Origin of the sequence: Halopenitus salinus (assembly GCF_042662125.1) — an archaeon.
GTDB classification, from domain to species: domain Archaea; phylum Halobacteriota; class Halobacteria; order Halobacteriales; family Haloferacaceae; genus Halopenitus; species Halopenitus salinus.
This window is the reverse complement of sequence record NZ_JBHSXL010000003.1, coordinates 258636-275666: the sequence shown is the minus strand read 5'-3', so window position 1 is coordinate 275666 and position 17031 is coordinate 258636. Positions and strand designations below refer to the sequence as shown.

Annotated in this window: 15 protein-coding genes and 1 pseudogene; 11 read left to right on the top strand and 5 right to left on the bottom strand. The window is 68.8% G+C overall.

From position 1 onward, the window contains the following. Nucleotides 1–945, top strand: coding sequence for a DUF368 domain-containing protein (locus tag ACFQE9_RS04105; protein ID WP_379740738.1), 945 nt, complete (start codon nucleotides 1–3; stop codon nucleotides 943–945). A 115-nt stretch (nucleotides 946–1060) separates the two neighbouring features. Further along, nucleotides 1061–1234, top strand: a complete 174-nt coding sequence (locus ACFQE9_RS04100; protein WP_379740735.1) for an HEWD family protein — start codon at nucleotides 1061–1063, stop codon at nucleotides 1232–1234. Between the two features lie 21 nt (nucleotides 1235–1255). Here the strand turns inward: ACFQE9_RS04100 and ACFQE9_RS04095 are convergent, their stop codons facing one another. After that, nucleotides 1256–2005, bottom strand: coding sequence for a phosphoglycolate phosphatase (locus ACFQE9_RS04095; RefSeq protein WP_379740732.1), 750 nt, complete (start codon nucleotides 2003–2005; stop codon nucleotides 1256–1258). A 184-nt stretch (nucleotides 2006–2189) separates the two neighbouring features. On the opposite strand from ACFQE9_RS04095, the pseudogene ACFQE9_RS04090 reads away from it, so the two are divergent. The 3 genes and pseudogenes from ACFQE9_RS04090 to ACFQE9_RS04080 form a co-directional block, all read left to right on the top strand. Continuing rightward, nucleotides 2190–3023, top strand: a pseudogene (locus ACFQE9_RS04090) (polymer-forming cytoskeletal protein); the annotation flags it as partial. Between the two features lie 76 nt (nucleotides 3024–3099). After that, nucleotides 3100–3528, top strand: coding sequence for a universal stress protein (locus tag ACFQE9_RS04085; protein ID WP_379740729.1), 429 nt, complete (start codon nucleotides 3100–3102; stop codon nucleotides 3526–3528). Between the two features lie 63 nt (nucleotides 3529–3591). Further along, nucleotides 3592–5580 carry a class I adenylate-forming enzyme family protein gene (locus ACFQE9_RS04080; RefSeq protein WP_379740726.1) on the top strand — a complete coding sequence of 663 codons (1989 nt, stop codon included), beginning with the start codon at nucleotides 3592–3594 and terminating at the stop codon, nucleotides 5578–5580. Between the two features lie 61 nt (nucleotides 5581–5641). Here the strand turns inward: ACFQE9_RS04080 and aroC are convergent, their stop codons facing one another. After that, on the bottom strand, nucleotides 5642–6826 hold the full coding sequence (gene aroC, locus ACFQE9_RS04075; protein ID WP_379740723.1) for a chorismate synthase: 1185 nt from the start codon (nucleotides 6824–6826) through the stop codon (nucleotides 5642–5644). A 143-nt stretch (nucleotides 6827–6969) separates the two neighbouring features. Between aroC and aglF the strand changes: the two genes are divergently transcribed. From aglF to ACFQE9_RS04050, 5 genes are all read left to right on the top strand, one after another. After that, complete coding sequence (aglF, locus tag ACFQE9_RS04070) at nucleotides 6970–7800, top strand: UTP--glucose-1-phosphate uridylyltransferase AglF (RefSeq protein WP_379740720.1); 831 nt, start codon at nucleotides 6970–6972, stop codon at nucleotides 7798–7800. 87 nt (nucleotides 7801–7887) lie between these two features. Beyond that, complete coding sequence (locus ACFQE9_RS04065) at nucleotides 7888–10068, top strand: PAS domain S-box protein (protein WP_379740717.1); 2181 nt, start codon at nucleotides 7888–7890, stop codon at nucleotides 10066–10068. A gap of 25 nt (nucleotides 10069–10093) precedes the next feature. Beyond that, nucleotides 10094–10573 carry a desampylase gene (locus ACFQE9_RS04060; protein ID WP_379740714.1) on the top strand — a complete coding sequence of 160 codons (480 nt, stop codon included), beginning with the start codon at nucleotides 10094–10096 and terminating at the stop codon, nucleotides 10571–10573. A 23-nt stretch (nucleotides 10574–10596) separates the two neighbouring features. Further along, a complete protein-coding gene (locus ACFQE9_RS04055; protein WP_379740711.1) occupies nucleotides 10597–10920 on the top strand; it encodes a rhodanese-like domain-containing protein in 324 nt (107 codons plus the stop codon). 8 nt (nucleotides 10921–10928) lie between these two features. Then, nucleotides 10929–11678: an FkbM family methyltransferase gene (locus ACFQE9_RS04050; protein ID WP_379740707.1), complete on the top strand. Its 750-nt coding sequence runs from the start codon at nucleotides 10929–10931 to the stop codon at nucleotides 11676–11678. 72 nt (nucleotides 11679–11750) lie between these two features. Here ACFQE9_RS04050 and ACFQE9_RS04045 read toward each other — a convergent pair whose 3' ends face one another. Genes ACFQE9_RS04045 through fba form a run of 3 tightly spaced genes read right to left on the bottom strand, consistent with a single transcriptional unit; the run spans nucleotide 11751 to nucleotide 15407 of the window. Next, nucleotides 11751–12791 carry a 2-hydroxyacid dehydrogenase gene (locus tag ACFQE9_RS04045; protein WP_379740704.1) on the bottom strand — a complete coding sequence of 347 codons (1041 nt, stop codon included), beginning with the start codon at nucleotides 12789–12791 and terminating at the stop codon, nucleotides 11751–11753. 6 nt (nucleotides 12792–12797) lie between these two features. Continuing rightward, a complete protein-coding gene (locus tag ACFQE9_RS04040) occupies nucleotides 12798–14369 on the bottom strand; it encodes an FGGY-family carbohydrate kinase (protein WP_379740701.1) in 1572 nt (523 codons plus the stop codon). Between the two features lie 39 nt (nucleotides 14370–14408). After that, complete coding sequence (gene fba / locus ACFQE9_RS04035; RefSeq protein WP_379740697.1) at nucleotides 14409–15407, bottom strand: class II fructose-bisphosphate aldolase; 999 nt, start codon at nucleotides 15405–15407, stop codon at nucleotides 14409–14411. Nucleotides 15408–15611: 204 nt separating this feature from the next. Here fba and ACFQE9_RS04030 point away from each other — a divergent pair, with 204 nt between their 5' ends. Further along, a complete protein-coding gene (locus tag ACFQE9_RS04030) occupies nucleotides 15612–16976 on the top strand; it encodes a GntP family permease (RefSeq protein WP_379740685.1) in 1365 nt (454 codons plus the stop codon). Nucleotides 16977–17031: the final 55 nt, after the last annotated feature.

Sequence of the window (17031 nt, the reverse complement as noted above, 5' to 3'; positions counted from 1 at the left end):
ATGGTCGACGCGCGCGAGTGGCTCGGCGTCTACCTCCGCGGGGTCGCAATGGGCTGTGCGGACGCGGTCCCCGGCGTCTCCGGCGGCACGATCGCGTTGATCACGGGGATCTACGAGCGGCTCATCGCCGCGATCACCGCCGTCGACCCCGACCGGATCCGACGGGTCCTCGCGGGAGCGAAGCCCGCGAACCTCCCCGACGCGCGGGCGGCGTTCCTCGAGCTTGACGGCCCGTTCCTCTGTGTGTTGGGTGCGGGCATCGCGACCGCGATCGTGACCGTCCTCCGGATCGTCGAGCACCTGCTCGAGGCGGCGCCCGTCGCGACCTTCGGCTTCTTCTTCGGGCTGATCGCCGCCTCGGCGGTCGTGCTCCGGTCGGAGGTCGACCTCTCGACGTCCGGAAGAAAGGCCGCCGCCGTCGTCGGATTTCTCGCGGCCTTTCTCACCTCCGGGTACGCCGAGAGCGTCTTCGGTGGCGGTCTCGGCGTCGTCTTCGTCGCCGGTGCGATCGCCGTGAGCGCGATGGTGCTGCCGGGGATCTCCGGGTCGCTCCTGCTCGTGATCCTCGGCCAGTACGAGCGGATGACCGACGCCCTCTCGGCGTTCATCGACGGGATCGTGTCCGCGGTCGCCGCCGGCGATCCGGACCCCGCGATCGCGGCCGCGCCGCCCGTGGTCGTCTTCCTCGCCGGCGGGGTCGTCGGCCTGTTCACGGTCGCCCACGCGGTGCGACGCGCGCTGGAGCACCGGCGAGCCGCGACGGTCGCCTTCCTCGTGAGCCTGATCGTCGGCGCCCTCCGCGCGCCGGTCGTCGAGGTCGATCGGACGCTCGCGGCGACCGGCGGAAGCTGGAACGCGGCCGCTCCGGAGTTCCTCGGAGTCGCCGTCGTTGGCGCCGTCGTGGTTCTGGTCCTCGATCGCTACTCGGGTGCGATCGAGTACTGAGGCGAACGTCCCTCGAACACCGATGCGAACGTCCCTTCGTATTCCGCTCTCGCGGTCGTCCTTCGACGCCTCGCCGATAGAGGGATTTTTTTGCTTGCGGGTCGCTCACGTACGTATGAACTCGACGCTTCGAACCCCGACCGACCGAGCCTGTGAGAACTGCGGGCGCCGCGAGCGGTGGGACGCCGATCGCGAGAGCTGGCGCGTGGAGGAGCCCGGAAACGTCTACTGCATCCACGAGTGGGACATCAACGGGGAGTTCGTCCCCTTCGATGACGCCGACGTCTGAACCGCACCGTCGCGAGCCGGCTCACTCGTCCGCGACGTCCTCGTCATCCGCATCGTCGGAGCCGTCCCGCTCGTTCACACCGGCCGCGTTATCTCTCCCGTCCCCCACGAGCAGTCGCTCGAGCACGCTCGCCGTCCCGTCCATGTATCCCGCAGAGAGGACGTGATCGGCCGCCTCGCGGGCCGCCGGGTCGGCGTTCGCCACCGCGTAGGACTCGCCGGCGACCCGGAAGGTCGAGGCGTCGTTCTCGCTGTCGCCGATCGCGACGAACCGATCGGGATCGTACCCGCACGTCTCACAGAGGATCTCGAGCGCCGCGCCCTTCGAGACGTCCGGGGATTTGACGTGGTAGGCGTAGCCGGTGTCGACGACCGTCTGTCCGTGGTCGGCGGCGATCTCGCGAAGCAGCTCCTCGTCGGCGTCCGTCGAGACGGCCACCTCGGTCTCGCGCCAGCGGTTGACCGTCGTCCGTCCGCCCCATCCCAGGTCGCCGCCGCGTTCGAGGAACTCCTCTATCACGTCCCAGCAGGCGTCCGGATCGCCGGCGAACTCCGTGTTTCCCTCCGTGTGAACCACGCCCCCGTTCTCCGCGATGACCGTCTCGGACCGCCCCAGAAAGTGCGCGAGCGCGACCGGATAGGGGAAGGCCTTCCCCGTCGCGAGGACGACCGGCGCCTCCCAGTTCGGGAGGATCTCGAAGACCCGACGGTCGACGCGATGTTCGGGGGTCGTCAACGTCCCGTCGATGTCGAGCACCAGCGGTGGAACCATGCAGGGAGGCCGGGAGCCGAAGGCAACCCGCTTACGGTTCGTCGGCGGCGTGTGTCGTCGTCGGTGTGTCGTCGGCCGTTCGTCTCGACGATGGTCCGTCGTCCGTCCGCCGCCCGCCGATCTCCGTCCGCCGTCCGTCGGACGCCCCGTTTCACTTATACCGTTTCGCGGTCTGTGACCGGACGTGCCGCTTCGTGGCGATCCGATCGAGGAACTCTCCGTCCCGTCGGACACGACCGTCGAGGAGCACGACCTCGTGACCGACGGGGACGTCCTCATCGGCGGACAGGCCGACGTCGAGTTCGGCGTTCGGGGACGTAACGTGATCGCCGCGGAACGCGTCAGGGTCGGCGGGGACATCGAGGCGGAAGGCGACTGCCGTCTCGACACGTGGTGTGAGGTCGCCGGCAACGTGCTGGTCGGCGAGGACGCCTATCTCGGCGAACGCGTCCATGTCGGCGGCCGGCTCATGGTCTCCGGCGACCTCGACATCGGCGACGACGTCGACGTCGAGGAGGGATTCGAGGCGAACGGCTGGATCGTGGTCAGGAACCCGGTCCCGACCATCGTCTTCTACTTCGTCGTCCTCTCACAGCTGCTTCGGGCCGGCGAGACCGAGGCGGCCGACGAGCTGGCGAGGGCCCTCTCGGAGGGCGGGGACGCCCGCGATCCGCTCTCGATCCCCGAGGGCGCGGACGTCTCCGACGACGCCTGGCGCGTCTCGACGCCCGCGACGATCGGCGACGACTGCCGGCTCCACGGGAACGTTCGCGCGCGAACGATCGAGGTGGGACGCGACACCGAACTCTTCGGGTCCCTGCGTGCCCGCGGCGACGTATCGGTCGGCGAGGGAACCACGATCCACGGCGACGTGACCACGAGCGACGGGACCGTGACGATCGAGCCCGGCGCCCGCGTGCTCGGCGACGTCTCCGGACGGGACCTCTCCATTTACGAGGGGGCCGACGTCGACGGGCGGCTGCGAGCCCGCGGCGAGATGCGGCTCGTCCGATCGACTCCGGAGTGACCCCCGAAGTGAACTCGCGCTCGCGAGGAGTGGGTTTTAATCGGTCGACTTCGTACCCCCATCCGAGATGTACGATCAGATCCTCGTGCCGACCGACGGAAGCCCGGCGGCCGACGCCGCGATCGAACACGCGATCGACCTCGCGAGCCGTTACGACGCCCGCGTTCACGCGCTTTACGTCGTCGACGGCTCCGCGTACTCCACGCTCGAGGCCGGAGCGGAGATCGTCGTCGAAGCCCTCGAGTCGGAGGGCGAGGAGGCCATAGAACGCGTCTCGAAGGCCGCCGAGGAGGCGGGCGTCGAGGTCGTCTCGAGCGTCGTCAACGGGACCGCCTATCGGACGATCCGGGAGTACGTCGAGGACAACGGGATCGACCTGGTCGTGATGGGAACCCACGGCCGACAGGGACTCGACCGCTACCTGCTCGGCTCCGTCACGGAACGCGTCGTCCGAACCTCGGACGTGCCGGTTCTCACCGTCCGCCACGAGGAGTGACGTCCTCCTCGGCCCCGACGGCGATCACAAGACAGTAGGGACCCCCCTCCAATACCCGGACGCATGCGCGACTGGCTCTCTCACCGCGTCGCCGCGACGCCGAACGCGACGGCGCTCGTGCGCGCGGCCGACGGCGAGTCGTGGACCTACGACGACCTCGATCGGCTGGTGGACGGGACCGCCGGTCGCCTCGCCGCGTTCGGGATCGACTCGAGGACCACCCTCGGCATTCACCTCGCCCCGCAGGTCGGCTACGTCGGATTGATCCACGCCGCGATGCGCCTCGGCGCCACGTTCGTGCCGATCGGCCACGACCTCACCCCGCGCGAGATCGCCGACCGCGCCGAGGCGGCCGACGTGGACGACGTGGTCTGTGGCGCGGAGACGGAGGCGACGGCGGTCGAGGCGCTCTCGGACGCCGACGTCCGCGTCCTCTCGGTCGACGATCCGGACCGCGACGGCGTCCACGCGGTCCACGACGCCGACCCCGGCCCGATCGGGGAGCCGACCTGGACGTTCGCGGACACGCTGTGTCTGCTCTTCACCTCCGGAACCGGCGGTCGACCCAAGCCCGTCGAGGTGACGGCCGGAAACGCGTTCTTCTCGGCGGTCGCCTCCGCGTTTCGCCTCGGCGTGCGACGCGACGATCGCTGGCTCCTCACCCTGCCGTTGCATCACGCCGGCGGCCTCTCGCCGGTCCTTCGAACGGTGCTCTACGGCACGACGATCGTCCTTCGCGAGGGGTTCGATCCGGGCGGCGCGGCCGACGACGTCGACCGGTACGACGTCACCGGCGTCTCGCTCGTCCCGACGATGCTGACCCGGATGCTCGACAGCCGCGGGACGCTTTCGGACTCGATTCGTGCGGTCCTGCTCGGTGGTGCGCCGGCGAGCGAGCAGCTCGTTGAGCGCTGTGAGAACTACTCGATCCCCGTCTATCCCACCTACGGCATGACCGAGACGGCCTCACAGATCACGACCGCCACGCCCGAGGAGGCCTTCGATCATCCGGGTACGGTCGGGAGACCGCTCATGTGGACCGATCTGACCGTCGTGGACGACGACGGCGACCCCGTAGAAACCGGGGAGGTCGGCGAGTTCGTCGTCGCCGGACCGACGGTCACGCTCGGCTATCACGATATGCCGGAGGCGAACGACGCCGCGTTCGGCCCCTTCGGACTCCACACCGGCGACGTGGGCCGCGTCGACGCCGACGGGTACGTCCACGTCCTCAACCGTCGCGACGACCGGATCATCACCGGCGGGGAGAACGTGGAGCCCGGAGAGGTCGCCGCGATCCTTCGATCACACCCCGACGTCGAGGACGTCGCGGTCGTCGGGATCGACGACGAAACCTGGGGAGAACGCGTCGGCGCATTGATCGTGCCCGCGAACGACGGATCCGACGACGCAGAGGGGTCGAATCGGGATGACGGCCACAACGGCCCAGCGGAGCCGGATCGGGACGACGGACGCAACGACGCCGACGAGCCGACCCACGACGGGGACGAGCTGCCGGCGGAAAGCGACACCGGAAACGAAGGTGACGACCGCCCCTCCCTGGACGAATCGAACCCGACCGACGAACCGGTCTCGATGGACGAGCGGGACCTGATCGAGCACGCCAGATCGGAGCTCGCCGCGTTCAAGCTGCCGCGCACGATCGCCTACGCGGCGGATCTCCCCCGGACGGTCTCCGGAACGGTCGATCGATCGGCCGCGAGAGCACGACTCGAGGAGCGCGGCGAACCGGTCGAGGTTCCGGAGATCGACTTCGACGAGGCCGGCTTCGAGCCGGCCGATCCGAAGCCCGCTCGCGACGGCGCGACGGATGCCGAAGCGGGACGAAACGCGGACGGTGACGATGGGGACGACCCCGACGTGGTTGAAGGAGACGTTGCCGTGGCTGAAGACGACGGCGGCGATCCGGACGCCGATCGCGGTGATCCGGATGTCGACGGCGGCGATCCCATCGCTGCCGATGAGGGCGGGAGCCGGTCGGCCGGCGATGCGATCGGGGACTCGGACGCTTCCGACGCTTCCGAGGATTAGCGGTCGAACGAGCGGGCAGCGCGTTCGAACCGAACGATCACGTCGAGCGCACGAACGCCCCCTATTCGTTTTCCGGACTGCTCGGGTGGTAGTCGGTGTCGTACTGGCCGGGTCGGTCGTCGACCCGGTCGGGATTGATCCGACCGCCGAGCAGCATGAAGTCGAGGACGGTGACGTACAGCATCGCCTCGACGACGGGGACGGCCCGCGGCGGCAGGACCGGATCGTGGCGGCCGACGACCTGTATCTCCTTTCGCTCGCCGGTCTCCCAGTCGGCGGTGTGTTGCTTCTTCGGGATCGACGTCGGCGCGTGCCAGGTGACCTCGCCGTAGATCGGCTCGCCGGTCGTGATCCCGCCCTGGAGGCCGCCGTGGTCGTTTCCGACCGGCACCGGATCGCCCGCCTCGCTCACCGTCTCCGGGTGGTCGCCCTCGTCGAACTCCCAGTCCTCGTTGCGGTCCGAGCCGGCCACCTCGACCGCGTCGGTCCCGAGCCCGAACTCGAAGGCGGTGGTCGCCGGGATCGACATCATCGCCTGGCCCAGCCGCGAGGGGACGCCGTCGAACCGCGGCGCGCCGAGTCCCCGGGGAACGCCGCGGGCCTCGAAGTAGATCGACCCGCCGATGGAGTCGCCCCGCTCCTGGTAGTCGGCGATCAGCTCCTGCATGCGCTCGGCCGTCTCGGGGTGGCCACAGCGCACGTCGTTCTCCTCCGCGTGTTCGAGCATCTCCTCGAAGGAGACCTCGGGCGCCTCGATCTCGCCGATCCGGTTGACGTGCGCCTTGATCTCGACGTCGTGGTCGGAGGCGTCGAGAACGGCCTTGGCCACCGCGCCGGCCGCCACCCAGTTCACCGTCTCGCGCGCGGACGAGCGGCCGCCCCCGCCCCAGTTTCGCGTGCCGAACTTCGCGGAGTAGGTGTAATCGCCGTGGGAGGGCCGCGGGGCGGTGACGTACGGCTCGTACTTGCCCGACCGGGCGTCCTTGTTCTCGATCACCATGCCGATCGGCGTCCCCGTGGTGTAGCCGTCCTGGACGCCCGAGTTGATCGTCACCTCGTCGGGCTCGCCCCGCGAGGTCGTGATCATCGACTGGCCCGGCTTGCGCCGGTCGAGATCGCGTTGGATAGACGACTCCTCGAGCTCGACGCCGGCGGGACAGCCGGAGACGGTCACGCCCATCGCCTCGCCGTGGCTCTCGCCGTAGGTCGTCACCTGGAAGAGACGACCGAACCGGTTCCCGTTCATTACCTGCAGGTGTGTCGTCGGAACCAAATAGGTGTTGTATCCTCGCCGGACTCGATCCCGGACGTATGGCCGTGCTCGACGCCGTGGACGGCCGACGGCCCGGAATCCCCGAATATATAACCCGATGGACCGATCCACGGCGTATGAAGGCAGTCGTGCTCGCGGCGGGAAGGGGGACGCGTCTGCGACCCCTGACCGACGACAAACCGAAGGGGATGGTCGAGGTCGCCGACGATCCGATCCTCACCCACTGTTTCGATCAGCTCATCGAGTTGGGCGCGGACGAGCTCGTCGTCGTGGTCGGCTACAAAAAGGAGGTCATCATCGACCACTACGGGGACGTCTACGAGGGCGTTCCGATCACCTACGCCCACCAGCGCGAAGCGAACGGGCTCGCGCACGCTTTACTCACCGTCGAAGAACACGTCGACGACGACTTCATGTTGATCCTCGGCGACAACGTCTTCGACGCGAACCTCCAGGACGTCGTCCGCCGTCAGCGCGAGGATCGCGCCGACGCCGCGTTTCTCGTCGAGGAGGTGCCCTTCGAGGAGGCCTCCCGGTACGGCGTCTGTGACACGAACCAGTACGGCGAGATCACGGACGTGATCGAAAAGCCCGACGACCCGCCCTCTAACCTGGTCATGACCGGGTTCTACACGTTCTCGCCGGCGATCTTCCACGCGTGCCACCTCGTGCAGCCCTCGGACCGCGGCGAGTACGAGCTGTCGGACGCGATCGATCTGCTGATCCAGTCGGGCCGAACGATCGACGCGATCGGCCTCGACGGCTGGCGGATCGACGTCGGCTACCCCGAGGACCGAGACGAGGCCGAACGACGCCTCGAGGGGGACGTCGACGAGACGGAGACGTCGACGACCGACGTCGACGACCACGCCGGGGGAGGACCCGACGACGATGGGGGAGGCGGGTCCGGATCACGGTCGAACCCGGAGGGACCCGCGACGACGTGACCCGGAGTACGACGACTCGGGCCGGCGCGAGCACCTCGAGCGTAACCCGCGGCGATCGGGACCGACCGATTCGACGAGCGTGACCGCATGACTGCCTCGATCACCGTCCTGCACGTCGACGACGATTCCCAGTTCGCGGAGATGGCCACCCGGTTCCTCGAGCGGGAGAACGACCGCTTCGACGTTCTCACGGCGACCGACGCGGACGAGGGCCTCGAGACGCTTCGCGAGCGGACCGTCGACTGCGTCGTCTCCGATCACGACATGCCGGGTCGAAACGGGATCGAGTTTCTCGAGGACCTGCGCGAGGAGTATACGGAGCTGCCGTTCATCCTCTACACCGGCAAGGGGTCGGAGGAGATCGCAAGCAAGGCGGTCTCCGCCGGCGTCACGGACTACCTGCAAAAGGAACCGGGAACCGAACAGTACACGCTTTTGGCAAACCGGATCGAGAACGCCGTCGAGCGGTTTCGATCGCGGCGTGACGCCCGGACGCATCGCCGCCGGCTCGAGACGCTCGTCGATAACCTGCCGGGGATCGTCTATCGGTGCCGCAACGACCCGGGATGGCCGATGGAGTACGTCGCCGGCGACTGCGAGGAGATCACGGGATACACGCCCGAACGGCTCGAGTCGGAGTCGCTCGCCTGGGGCGAGGACGTGATCCACCCCGACGACCGGGAGGCCGTCTGGACGGAGATAGAGGACGCCCTCGCGGCCGACGAGTCCTTCGAGCTCACCTACCGCATCCGTACGGCCGCCGGCGAACGCCGGTGGGTCACGGAGCGGGGTTGTGCGGTCGGGAGCGGCGGTTCCGACGGTTCCGACGCCCCCAGACTCGAAGGAGTCATCACCGACGTGACCGAATCGAGACGGCGCGAACGCCGGTTCGAGGCCATCTTCGACAACACTTACCAGTTCACCGGGCTGTTGGAGCCGGACGGGACGGTGATCGAGGCCAACGAGACGGCCCTCGAGTTCGCGGGCGTCGACCGGGAGAGCGTCGTCGGGGACCCGCTTTGGGAGACGCCGTGGTTCGAGCGCTCCGAGGGCGGACCGGCGATCGCTCGAGAGGCGGTCGAGACGGCCCGCAAGGGGGAGCTGTACCGAAACCGGGCGACGGTTCACGGCGCGGACGGGGACGCGTTGATCGACTTCTCCGTGCGCCCCGTGAGAGACGAGACCGGCGAGGTCACCCTGCTCATTCCGGAGGGACGGGACATCACGGAGTTCGTCGAGCAGAAGCGGCGCTCGAGGCGGAACGAACGCCGGTTCGAGGCCATCTTCGACGACCCGAATCTCCTCGTCGGACTGCTCGATGTCGACGGGACCCTGCGCGAGGTGAACCGGACGGCGCTCCGATACGTCGACGCGGACCGCGAGGCGGTGATCGGCGAGCCCTTCCCGGAGACTCCCTGGTGGGGCGACGATCGCCGCGAGGACGTCGAGCGTTGGATCCAACGCGCGGCGGACGGCGATTATGTGGGGTACACCGTCGAACACGACACGGATGAGGGGGAACCGTCGGTCGTCGAGGGGACCTTCAGGCCGGTAACCGACGAGTCGGACGCGGTGACCGCCATCGTGGTCTCGGGAAGCGACGTCACGGAGCGGGCGCGCCGCGAACGCGAGCTGAAACGACAGAACGAGCGGCTCGACGAGTTCGCGAGCTTCGTCTCACACGACCTGAAGAACCCGATCTCGACGGTCCGCGGGCGGTTGCACCTCGCCTTGGAGACGGACGAGATGGAACACGTCGATCAGGCGGTCGACGCCATAGAGCGCGTGGACGACCTCCGCGTCGACCTCGCGAGTACCCTCCGGACGGGCGAGATCGTGGACGAGCGGACCGCAGTCCGTGTATCCGAGGCGGCCGAGGGGGTTCGGTCCGTGGTCGATCCGCCGAACGCCGTCTCGATCACGGTCGCCGACGACCCGGTCGTCGATGCCGACCCCGACGCGTTCCAGCGGCTCCTCGAGAACCTCGTCGGCAACTCGATCGAACACGGCGGGTCGGACGTGGACGTCCGGATCGGGGCGCTCGAGGAGGGACTCTACTACGAGGACGACGGTCCCGGGATCGACCCGGACCACAGGGAGCGCGTCTTCACGCCCGGCTTCTCGACGAAGGAGAGCGGCGAGGGGATCGGCATGGGCATGGCCAGCGTCCGGCAGATCGTCTTGGCCCACGGCTGGGAGATATCGATCGCCGACGCCGAGGAACTCTCCGGCGTCCGATTCGAGATCCGAACGGGAGGAGGCTCGTGATCGGCCTCCAGCGAGGTGGCACGGCGTGATCGAGTTCACCCGGGAGGCCTACGACGACGTCGTCGATCACGCGATGACGGGAGGGGACGAGGAGGTCTGTGGCGTGCTCGCCGGCACGTTCGAGCGCGGAGCGGACGCCGAAAGCCGCGTGGTTCGCACACGTCCGGCCGACAACGCCGCCGAGACTCCCGCGACCAGGTACCGTATCGATCCCGAGGAGCTGTTCGAGATCGTCGAGGCGATCGAGGCGGCCGGACGCGAGGTGGTCGGGTTCTACCATTCCCATCCGACCGGGCCCACCCGGCCGAGCGGGACGGACGTGGCTCGCGCCACCTGGACGGACCGTTCCTACGTGATCTGTGCGCTCGACGGCCGCCCCTTCGTCGGATCCTGGCGATGGCGCGGGGACGAGGGCCGTTTCGAACCGGAGACGGTCTCGGTTCGACCCCGGGATCGATCGTCGCGGGTGGCGGAGGACGACCGGGACGAAGCCGAAACGTGTTAGGGCGTCACGACCCAGGGGCAATCATGGTTGAGGAGGTCACTCCCGATGAGGTCGAGGGAAAACTCAAGGCGAACGGGGACGTCCAGATCGTCGACATCCGGAGCCCCCGCCAGTACGCCGACGGCCACATTCCAGGCGCGATCAACGTCCCGATGGCCGAACTCCCCCGACGCGTCGAGGAACACGACTGGGGCGAGGAGGTCGTTGTCGCCTGTCCGATCGGCCAGTCGTCGATCCAGGCCGCAAAGCTCATCGAGAGTTACGAGGCGGTCGACGACGACGCGCGGGTCGCGAGCATGGAGGGCGGCTACCGAGCGTGGGACGGCGACCTCGAGACCGAGGAGTAGCGGGGCGGGTGACCCCGATCATCTCGCGCGCCCGGACGGCGATCGTCGACGCCGCCTATCGGAGCTACTACCGGCTCAACGATCTGAACCACGACCGCCGGGTGTGGGCGCCGCCGAAGCGTGCCGCCGGCGCGTGGTTTCGAAGCTACGAGCCGCTGCCGCGCCACTGTCGCGACGAGCTGCTTTCGGCGCTCTGTTCGGAGCTGGCTCCCGGGGAGGTCGTCTACGACGTCGGCGCGAACACCGGGGTCTACACCCTCGCCGCCGCCGCGACCCGTCCGGACGTCCGGGTCGTCGCGTTCGAGCCGGACCCGGCGGTCGTCGAACAGCTCCGGCGGAACGTCGCGTGCAACGACTTCGAGGACCGCGTGTCGGTTCGCGCCGAGGGCGTCGGCGAGGAGACGGGGACGGCGACCTTTCACCGCTCGAGCTACGGCGAGCTCGGCTCGTTTCACGCCGGAAACGCCGCGGCGTGGACGGCCGACGTGCGGGAGACGACGACTGTTCCGGTGGTGCGTCTCGACGACGTCGACGCGCCCCCGCCGGATCACCTCAAGATCGACGTCGAGGGGTTCGGACGTGAGGCGATCGCGGGCGCGGAACGGACGATCGAGGATCACCGCCCGACGGTCTACTTCGAGCCCCACGTCGTCGACGCGGGGGGAACCGACTACCGGGTGGGCTGGCTCCGCGAGCGGTTCGACGCGCTCGGGTACACGGCTGAACGCCTCGCCGAGGGGTGGGTGTTTCGTCCGTGATCGGCGTCTTCGGCGACGATCGGACCGCTCCACCGAACCGAGATCGAAGAGAGGACGACGCCGGCAGCGCGCTCAGACGACTCGGTTCGTCGGCTCCTCGCCCTCGAGGATCGCAAGCAGGTCCTCGGTGACGATCCGCGAGCCGTTGAGCACGGCGTCGCGTGTCGATCCGGCGGTGTGTGGCGAAAGCAGGACGTTCGGGAGCGACAACAGGGGGTGACCCTCCGGAAGCGGCTCCTCCTCGAAGACGTCGAGGGCGGCGGCGCCGATCGATTCCGATCGAAGCGCCTCGACGAGCGCGTCCGTATCCACGAGCCCGCCGCGGGCGGTGTTCACGAGGAGCGCGTCCTCGCCCATCCGATCGAACGCCTCGGCGTCGATCATGTGTTTCGTCTCGTCGGTCAGCCGGACGTGAAGCGTCACGACGTCCGATTCGGCCAGCAGCTCCTCGAGCGACACGGAGCGGGCCCCGTGTTCACGCATCTCGTCGTCGTCGACGTAAGGGTCGTAGGCGATGACCTCGGGGTCGAAGCCGTTCCAGCGGCTCGCCACCTTGCGGCCGATGTTGCCGAACCCGACGATGCCGACGGTGAGGTGTTCGACGTCGCGGGGGAGCCCGGCGGGGTCGAACTCCAGGTTCCACTCGCCGTCGCCGGTCGTCGCGACGAACTCGGGGATCCGACGGTGGGCGGCGAGCCCGAAGGAGACGGCGTAATCGGAGACCGCGTTCGAGTTGCGGCCGGGCGCGTGCAGGACGGTGACGTCGTGGTCCTCGGCCGCCTCCAAGTCCACGTTCTCGACGCCGCCGCGGGCGGCCGCGACGACCTCGAGGTCCTCGCCGGCCTCGAGGACGGCCCGCGAGACGGGCGCCTTGTGGACGACGAGCATCGTCGCGTCGCCCACGTTCTCGACGATGTCGCTCGCGTCGTAGTCGTTCGGCCCGCGCTCCTCCATGTCCATCGTCACGTCGCGGAAGGCCGCGGCGTCGAGGTCGCCGTTCCACTCCATCCGGTCGACCGTCACGCCGTGGTCCTCGAGGGCGCTCGCCGACTCGTACATGTACTCGCTCGGCTGTTGTGGGTCACCACACAGCAGACATCGGGGTTCGCTCATCACGTATCATGCCCGGTCGCCGTCGCTTAGGCGTTTCCATATCGGCCGTATGGCCTCCAGCGCGGACTCGAAGGTGTCGCGTCGGTCGCGGTAGACCGCCGCCGCCTCGGGGTCCGGTTCGTGCGTGCGGTCGATCCGAACCATCCGCTCCGTGGCCGTCCGGTGGTCGGGATGGATCCCGGCGGCGATCCCGGCACAGATGGCCGCGCCCCGGGCGCCCGCCTCGCCGCCGGCCGGAACGATCGCCTCGCGGTCGAGCGCCGCGGCGAAGACGTCGCTCCAGACCTCGCTTCGCGCGCCGCCGCCGGCCAGCCGAACGTCGTCGAGACCGTCCGCGGGCTCCAGCTCGGCGAGCCGTGCCGCCTGGGAGATCGCCACGCCCTCGTAGACCGCCCGGAGCATGTCCGCCTTGGTGTGGTCCGTGGTGAGCCCGTAGAAGCCGCCCCGGTCGGTCGGTGCGTCCGTCGACCCGTCGAGGTACGGGTGGAACAGGACCCCGTCCGCGCCCGGGGGCACGGACTCGACGACTTGATCGTAGACGGCGTACCGGCTCACGCCCTCCTCGTCCGCCCGGTCGTGCCAGTCGCGGCCGACCTCCTCGACGAACCAGTCGAGACAGGCCGCGGCCGAGCGGTTGCCCTTGTACCGGAGCCGCTTGCCGTCGAGGTAGCGTCTGGTGAGCCCTGGGGCCGGCCCGTCCGTGCCCCCTGCCGCGTCCGGATCGTCGGGGGCGTCGGGGGCGCTCCCGCCTTCCGTCTCGCCGTCGAGGACGACGATGCTTTGGCCCCACGTTCCGACGATGAGTACCCCCTGCCCCGCGCCGTAGGCGCCCGTCCCGAGCGCGGTCGCGCCGACGTCGTGGAGCCCGGAGGCCACCGGCGTCCCCTCGGCGAGGCCGGTGGCCTCGGCGGCCGCGGCGGTGACGGTTCCACACGACTCGAAGCTCCGCGTGACCGCCGGGAGCGCGTCGAGACACGAACCGATCCCGGCGGACTCGAGCGCCTCCCGGTCGTACTCGTTCGTTCGCGGGTTCTCGAAGACGCTCGCCTCCATCTCGTCGGTCCGGACGCGGTCGGTCAGGCGGTACTTGATGTAGTCCTTGCAGAACAGCACCCGGTCGATCCGGTCGTAGGCGTCGGGCTCGTGACGCTCGAGCCACGCGAGCAGGCTGATCGGATCGCCGGCGAACGGCGCGTAGCCCAGCCGCTCGCGGATCCGATCCGCGGTGCCGTTCGACTCCCACTCCTCGAGAAGGTCGGTCGCGCGGCTGTCGGTCGATTTGATCCCCGGACGAGCCGGGTCGCCGTCGGCGTCGAGCGTGTAGAGTCCGTGTCCGTGCGCGGAGACGCCGAGTGCGGCGACGTCCTCGGCGGCGACGTCGCCGTCGGCCAGCGTCTCACGGATCGTCGCCGCGGATGCCTCGAAGAGGGCCTCGGGGTCCACCTCGCGGCGGTCCGGATCGGGCCGGTCCTCGGGCGTGTCCCGGCCCGACTGCGCGACGACCTCGCCGTCGGGAGTGAAGATCACGGCCTTGGTGCGGGTCAACCCGGCGTCGAGTCCGAGCAGGTAGTCGCTCATCGTTCGTGAACCCCGATCCGGTCGCGCGCGCCGTCGATCCTACACATATCGGCTCTCCCCGGCGCTGCCCGAGACGGTCGCGAGATCGCCGTAGACCTCGGCGATCCGGTCGCGGATCTCCTCGCCGACGACCTGCGGGTTGAACTCGGCCTTGTTCGGCGACCACTCCGCCCCCGAAAAGAACGTCTCGCGGTCGTCCTCGACCCCCTCCGGCGGGAGGATGGCGTCGGCGTGGTCGTGGTAGAACTCGCAGGCGGTCCTGGCGTACTCGTACTGATAGCGCGTGTTCGTGTTGAGCTTGCAGACGCCGGTCTCCATGAGCGCCGAGACCTGGTCGGCGGAGAGTCCCGAGGAGCCGTGGACCACGAGGGGGATCTCGTGGCCGTTCGCGCGAAGCGCCTCGTCGATCTCGGCGGCCAGATCGACGCGGAGGTCGAGGTCGCGTCCCTTCGAGACCCCGTGTTCGGTGCCGATCGAGACCGCGAGCAGGTCACAGCCGGTCCGCTCGACGAACTCGACGGCTTCCTCGGGGTCGGTGTAGAACGCCTCCGTCGTCGTCTCTCCGCTTTCGGTGCCGGCGATCGTCCCGAGCTCCGCCTCGACGAGGAGGTCCGCGCCACGGTCCTCGATCCGGTCGACGACCGCCGCGGTCCGTTCGACGTTTTCCTCGAAGGGCCGATCGGAGGCGTCGACCATCACGGAGGAGGGGTTCCCGGACTCGATGGCCGCCGACAGCAGCTCGTCGTCGTCGGCCGAGACGTGGTCGACGTTACAGAAGACGCCCACGCCCCCGTCGTCGGCGATCGAGCGGAGCTGGGTCGTGAGGATCTCGAGGCCGGCCGCGACGTCGCCCGCGCCGAGGTACTCGGCGGTGTCGCGTTTGATCTGGGCGACGAGGTCCGACTCCACCGCCTCGGCGCCGCGGACGAGGCCGGCGGCGATGTCGGGGTGGGTCACGTTGCTGGCGACGAACCCGTGGCCGTTCGACCGTGCGTTCGCGTAGACGTCGGCGAGTTCGTTCCCGCGATGGTACGGCATCATCCGGGATCCGGAGGACGTCGGTAAATAGCTTCTGAAAGGGCCGATAGGTCGGGAGTGCGGCGCCCGACGGGTCGGAATCGCGACTCGGTCGATCGAACGATCGAGTCGAATCCCGACCGACCCGCTCGAAGTGTGGATGTTGGTTAATTCTCGGAGCAGATTGGTAATAATTAATACACGCGAGCAAGGAACGGGGATTGCATGGTGTTCTCAAACCCGATCGTACCGTTCGTAATCGGGGTTGCGGCGGTCGTACTGTTGCTCGTGTGGCTCAAACTACCCGCGTTCCTCGGGCTCGTCATCGCGTCGATGGCGATCGGGATCTTCACCGATCAGATACCGATCGGGGACGTACCCTCCGAGATCGCGGGATCCTTCGGCGACGTCATGGTGGCCATCGGGATTCCGATCCTGATGGCGGCCATCATCGGGAAGACCCTGATGGACAGCGGCGCCGCGGAACGCATCGTCCGCGCGTTCCTGTCGATCACGGGCGAGAAGAACTCGGAGTTCGCCCTGCTCGGAAGCAGCTACCTGCTTTCGATCCCGGTGTTCTTCGACAACGTGTTCTACCTGCTCGCCCCGCTCGGCCGATCGATGAAGGCGCGGACGGGCGTGAAGCTCTCGCTGTACATCTCTGTGCTGGCGGCCGGCGCGCTCTCGACGCACATGCTCGTGCCGCCGACGCCGGGTCCGCTCGCGATGGCCGACGAGCTCGGCGTGGATCTCGGCATCGCGATCCTGGTGGGCGCGACGCTCGCGCTCCCCTCCTCGCTGCTTGCGGGCATCGTCTACGGACGGTTCCTCCACAGCCGTGAGGACTTCCCGCTGCGCGAGGCGATGGGCGCCACCGCCGACAGCCTGCGCGACAAGGCCGAGGCGGACCTCTCGGAGCTCCCCGGCCTCGTTGAGTCGCTGCTTCCGATTCTGCTTCCGGTCGTCCTCATCGCCTCGAGCACGATCGCGGGCACGCTCTACGAGGGCGGTTCGATCGTCACGGCGACGACGTTCCTCGGTGACCCGAACTTCGCGTTGACCGCGGCCGCGCTGGTGTCGGCGTACACCTTCTACCGCTTCGAGATGGACGGCGACGTCGATCTGTTCAACTCGGAGCTGACCGAGGCGATCAAATCCGGCGGCAACATCATCGCGATCACCGCGGCCGGTGGCACCTTCGGTGCGATGCTCGCGACGGCCGGCGTCGGCGAGTACATCGCGGGCGGCCTCGAGGAGATCGGCCTCGGCCTGCTGTTCACCGGCTGGCTGATCGCCGCGATCATCCGCGTCGCACAGGGATCCGGAACGGTCGCGATCCTGACCGGCGCCTCGATCATGGCGCCGCTCGCGGGCGGCCTCTCCGTGAATCCGGTCTACCTGATGATGGCGGTCGGCTTCGGCGGCATGATCGCCCCGTGGTTCAACGACAGCGGCTTCTGGATCATCAAGGAGACCGCGGGCATCAACACGATGGAGACGTTCAAAAGCTACGGCGCGGTCGCGACGATCATGTCGATAAGCGGTCTCGCGATGGTCTTCATCATGTCGACCGTCCTGCCGCTCGCCTGATCGAACGACACGCCGATCGCGTCCGGATCGGAATCGGACCGTGTTCGGATCGCGC

What these genes read in the sequence shown, in the direction of transcription:
- ACFQE9_RS04080 (WP_379740726.1), top strand. Translation starts at nt 3,592, where the DNA reads ATGCGCGACTGGCTCTCTCACCGCGTCGCCGCGACGCCGAACGCGACG.
- ACFQE9_RS04100 (WP_379740735.1), top strand. Translation starts at nt 1,061, where the DNA reads ATGAACTCGACGCTTCGAACCCCGACCGACCGAGCCTGTGAGAACTGC.
- ACFQE9_RS04055 (WP_379740711.1), top strand. Translation starts at nt 10,597, where the DNA reads ATGGTTGAGGAGGTCACTCCCGATGAGGTCGAGGGAAAACTCAAGGCG.
- ACFQE9_RS04065 (WP_379740717.1), top strand. Translation starts at nt 7,888, where the DNA reads ATGACTGCCTCGATCACCGTCCTGCACGTCGACGACGATTCCCAGTTC.
- ACFQE9_RS04040 (WP_379740701.1), bottom strand. Translation starts at nt 14,369, where the DNA reads ATGAGCGACTACCTGCTCGGACTCGACGCCGGGTTGACCCGCACCAAG.
- fba (WP_379740697.1), bottom strand. Translation starts at nt 15,407, where the DNA reads ATGCCGTACCATCGCGGGAACGAACTCGCCGACGTCTACGCGAACGCA.
- aglF (WP_379740720.1), top strand. Translation starts at nt 6,970, where the DNA reads ATGAAGGCAGTCGTGCTCGCGGCGGGAAGGGGGACGCGTCTGCGACCC.
- ACFQE9_RS04030 (WP_379740685.1), top strand. Translation starts at nt 15,612, where the DNA reads ATGGTGTTCTCAAACCCGATCGTACCGTTCGTAATCGGGGTTGCGGCG.
- ACFQE9_RS04105 (WP_379740738.1), top strand. Translation starts at nt 1, where the DNA reads ATGGTCGACGCGCGCGAGTGGCTCGGCGTCTACCTCCGCGGGGTCGCA.
- ACFQE9_RS04085 (WP_379740729.1), top strand. Translation starts at nt 3,100, where the DNA reads ATGTACGATCAGATCCTCGTGCCGACCGACGGAAGCCCGGCGGCCGAC.
- ACFQE9_RS04095 (WP_379740732.1), bottom strand. Translation starts at nt 2,005, where the DNA reads ATGGTTCCACCGCTGGTGCTCGACATCGACGGGACGTTGACGACCCCC.
- aroC (WP_379740723.1), bottom strand. Translation starts at nt 6,826, where the DNA reads ATGAACGGGAACCGGTTCGGTCGTCTCTTCCAGGTGACGACCTACGGC.
- ACFQE9_RS04045 (WP_379740704.1), bottom strand. Translation starts at nt 12,791, where the DNA reads ATGAGCGAACCCCGATGTCTGCTGTGTGGTGACCCACAACAGCCGAGC.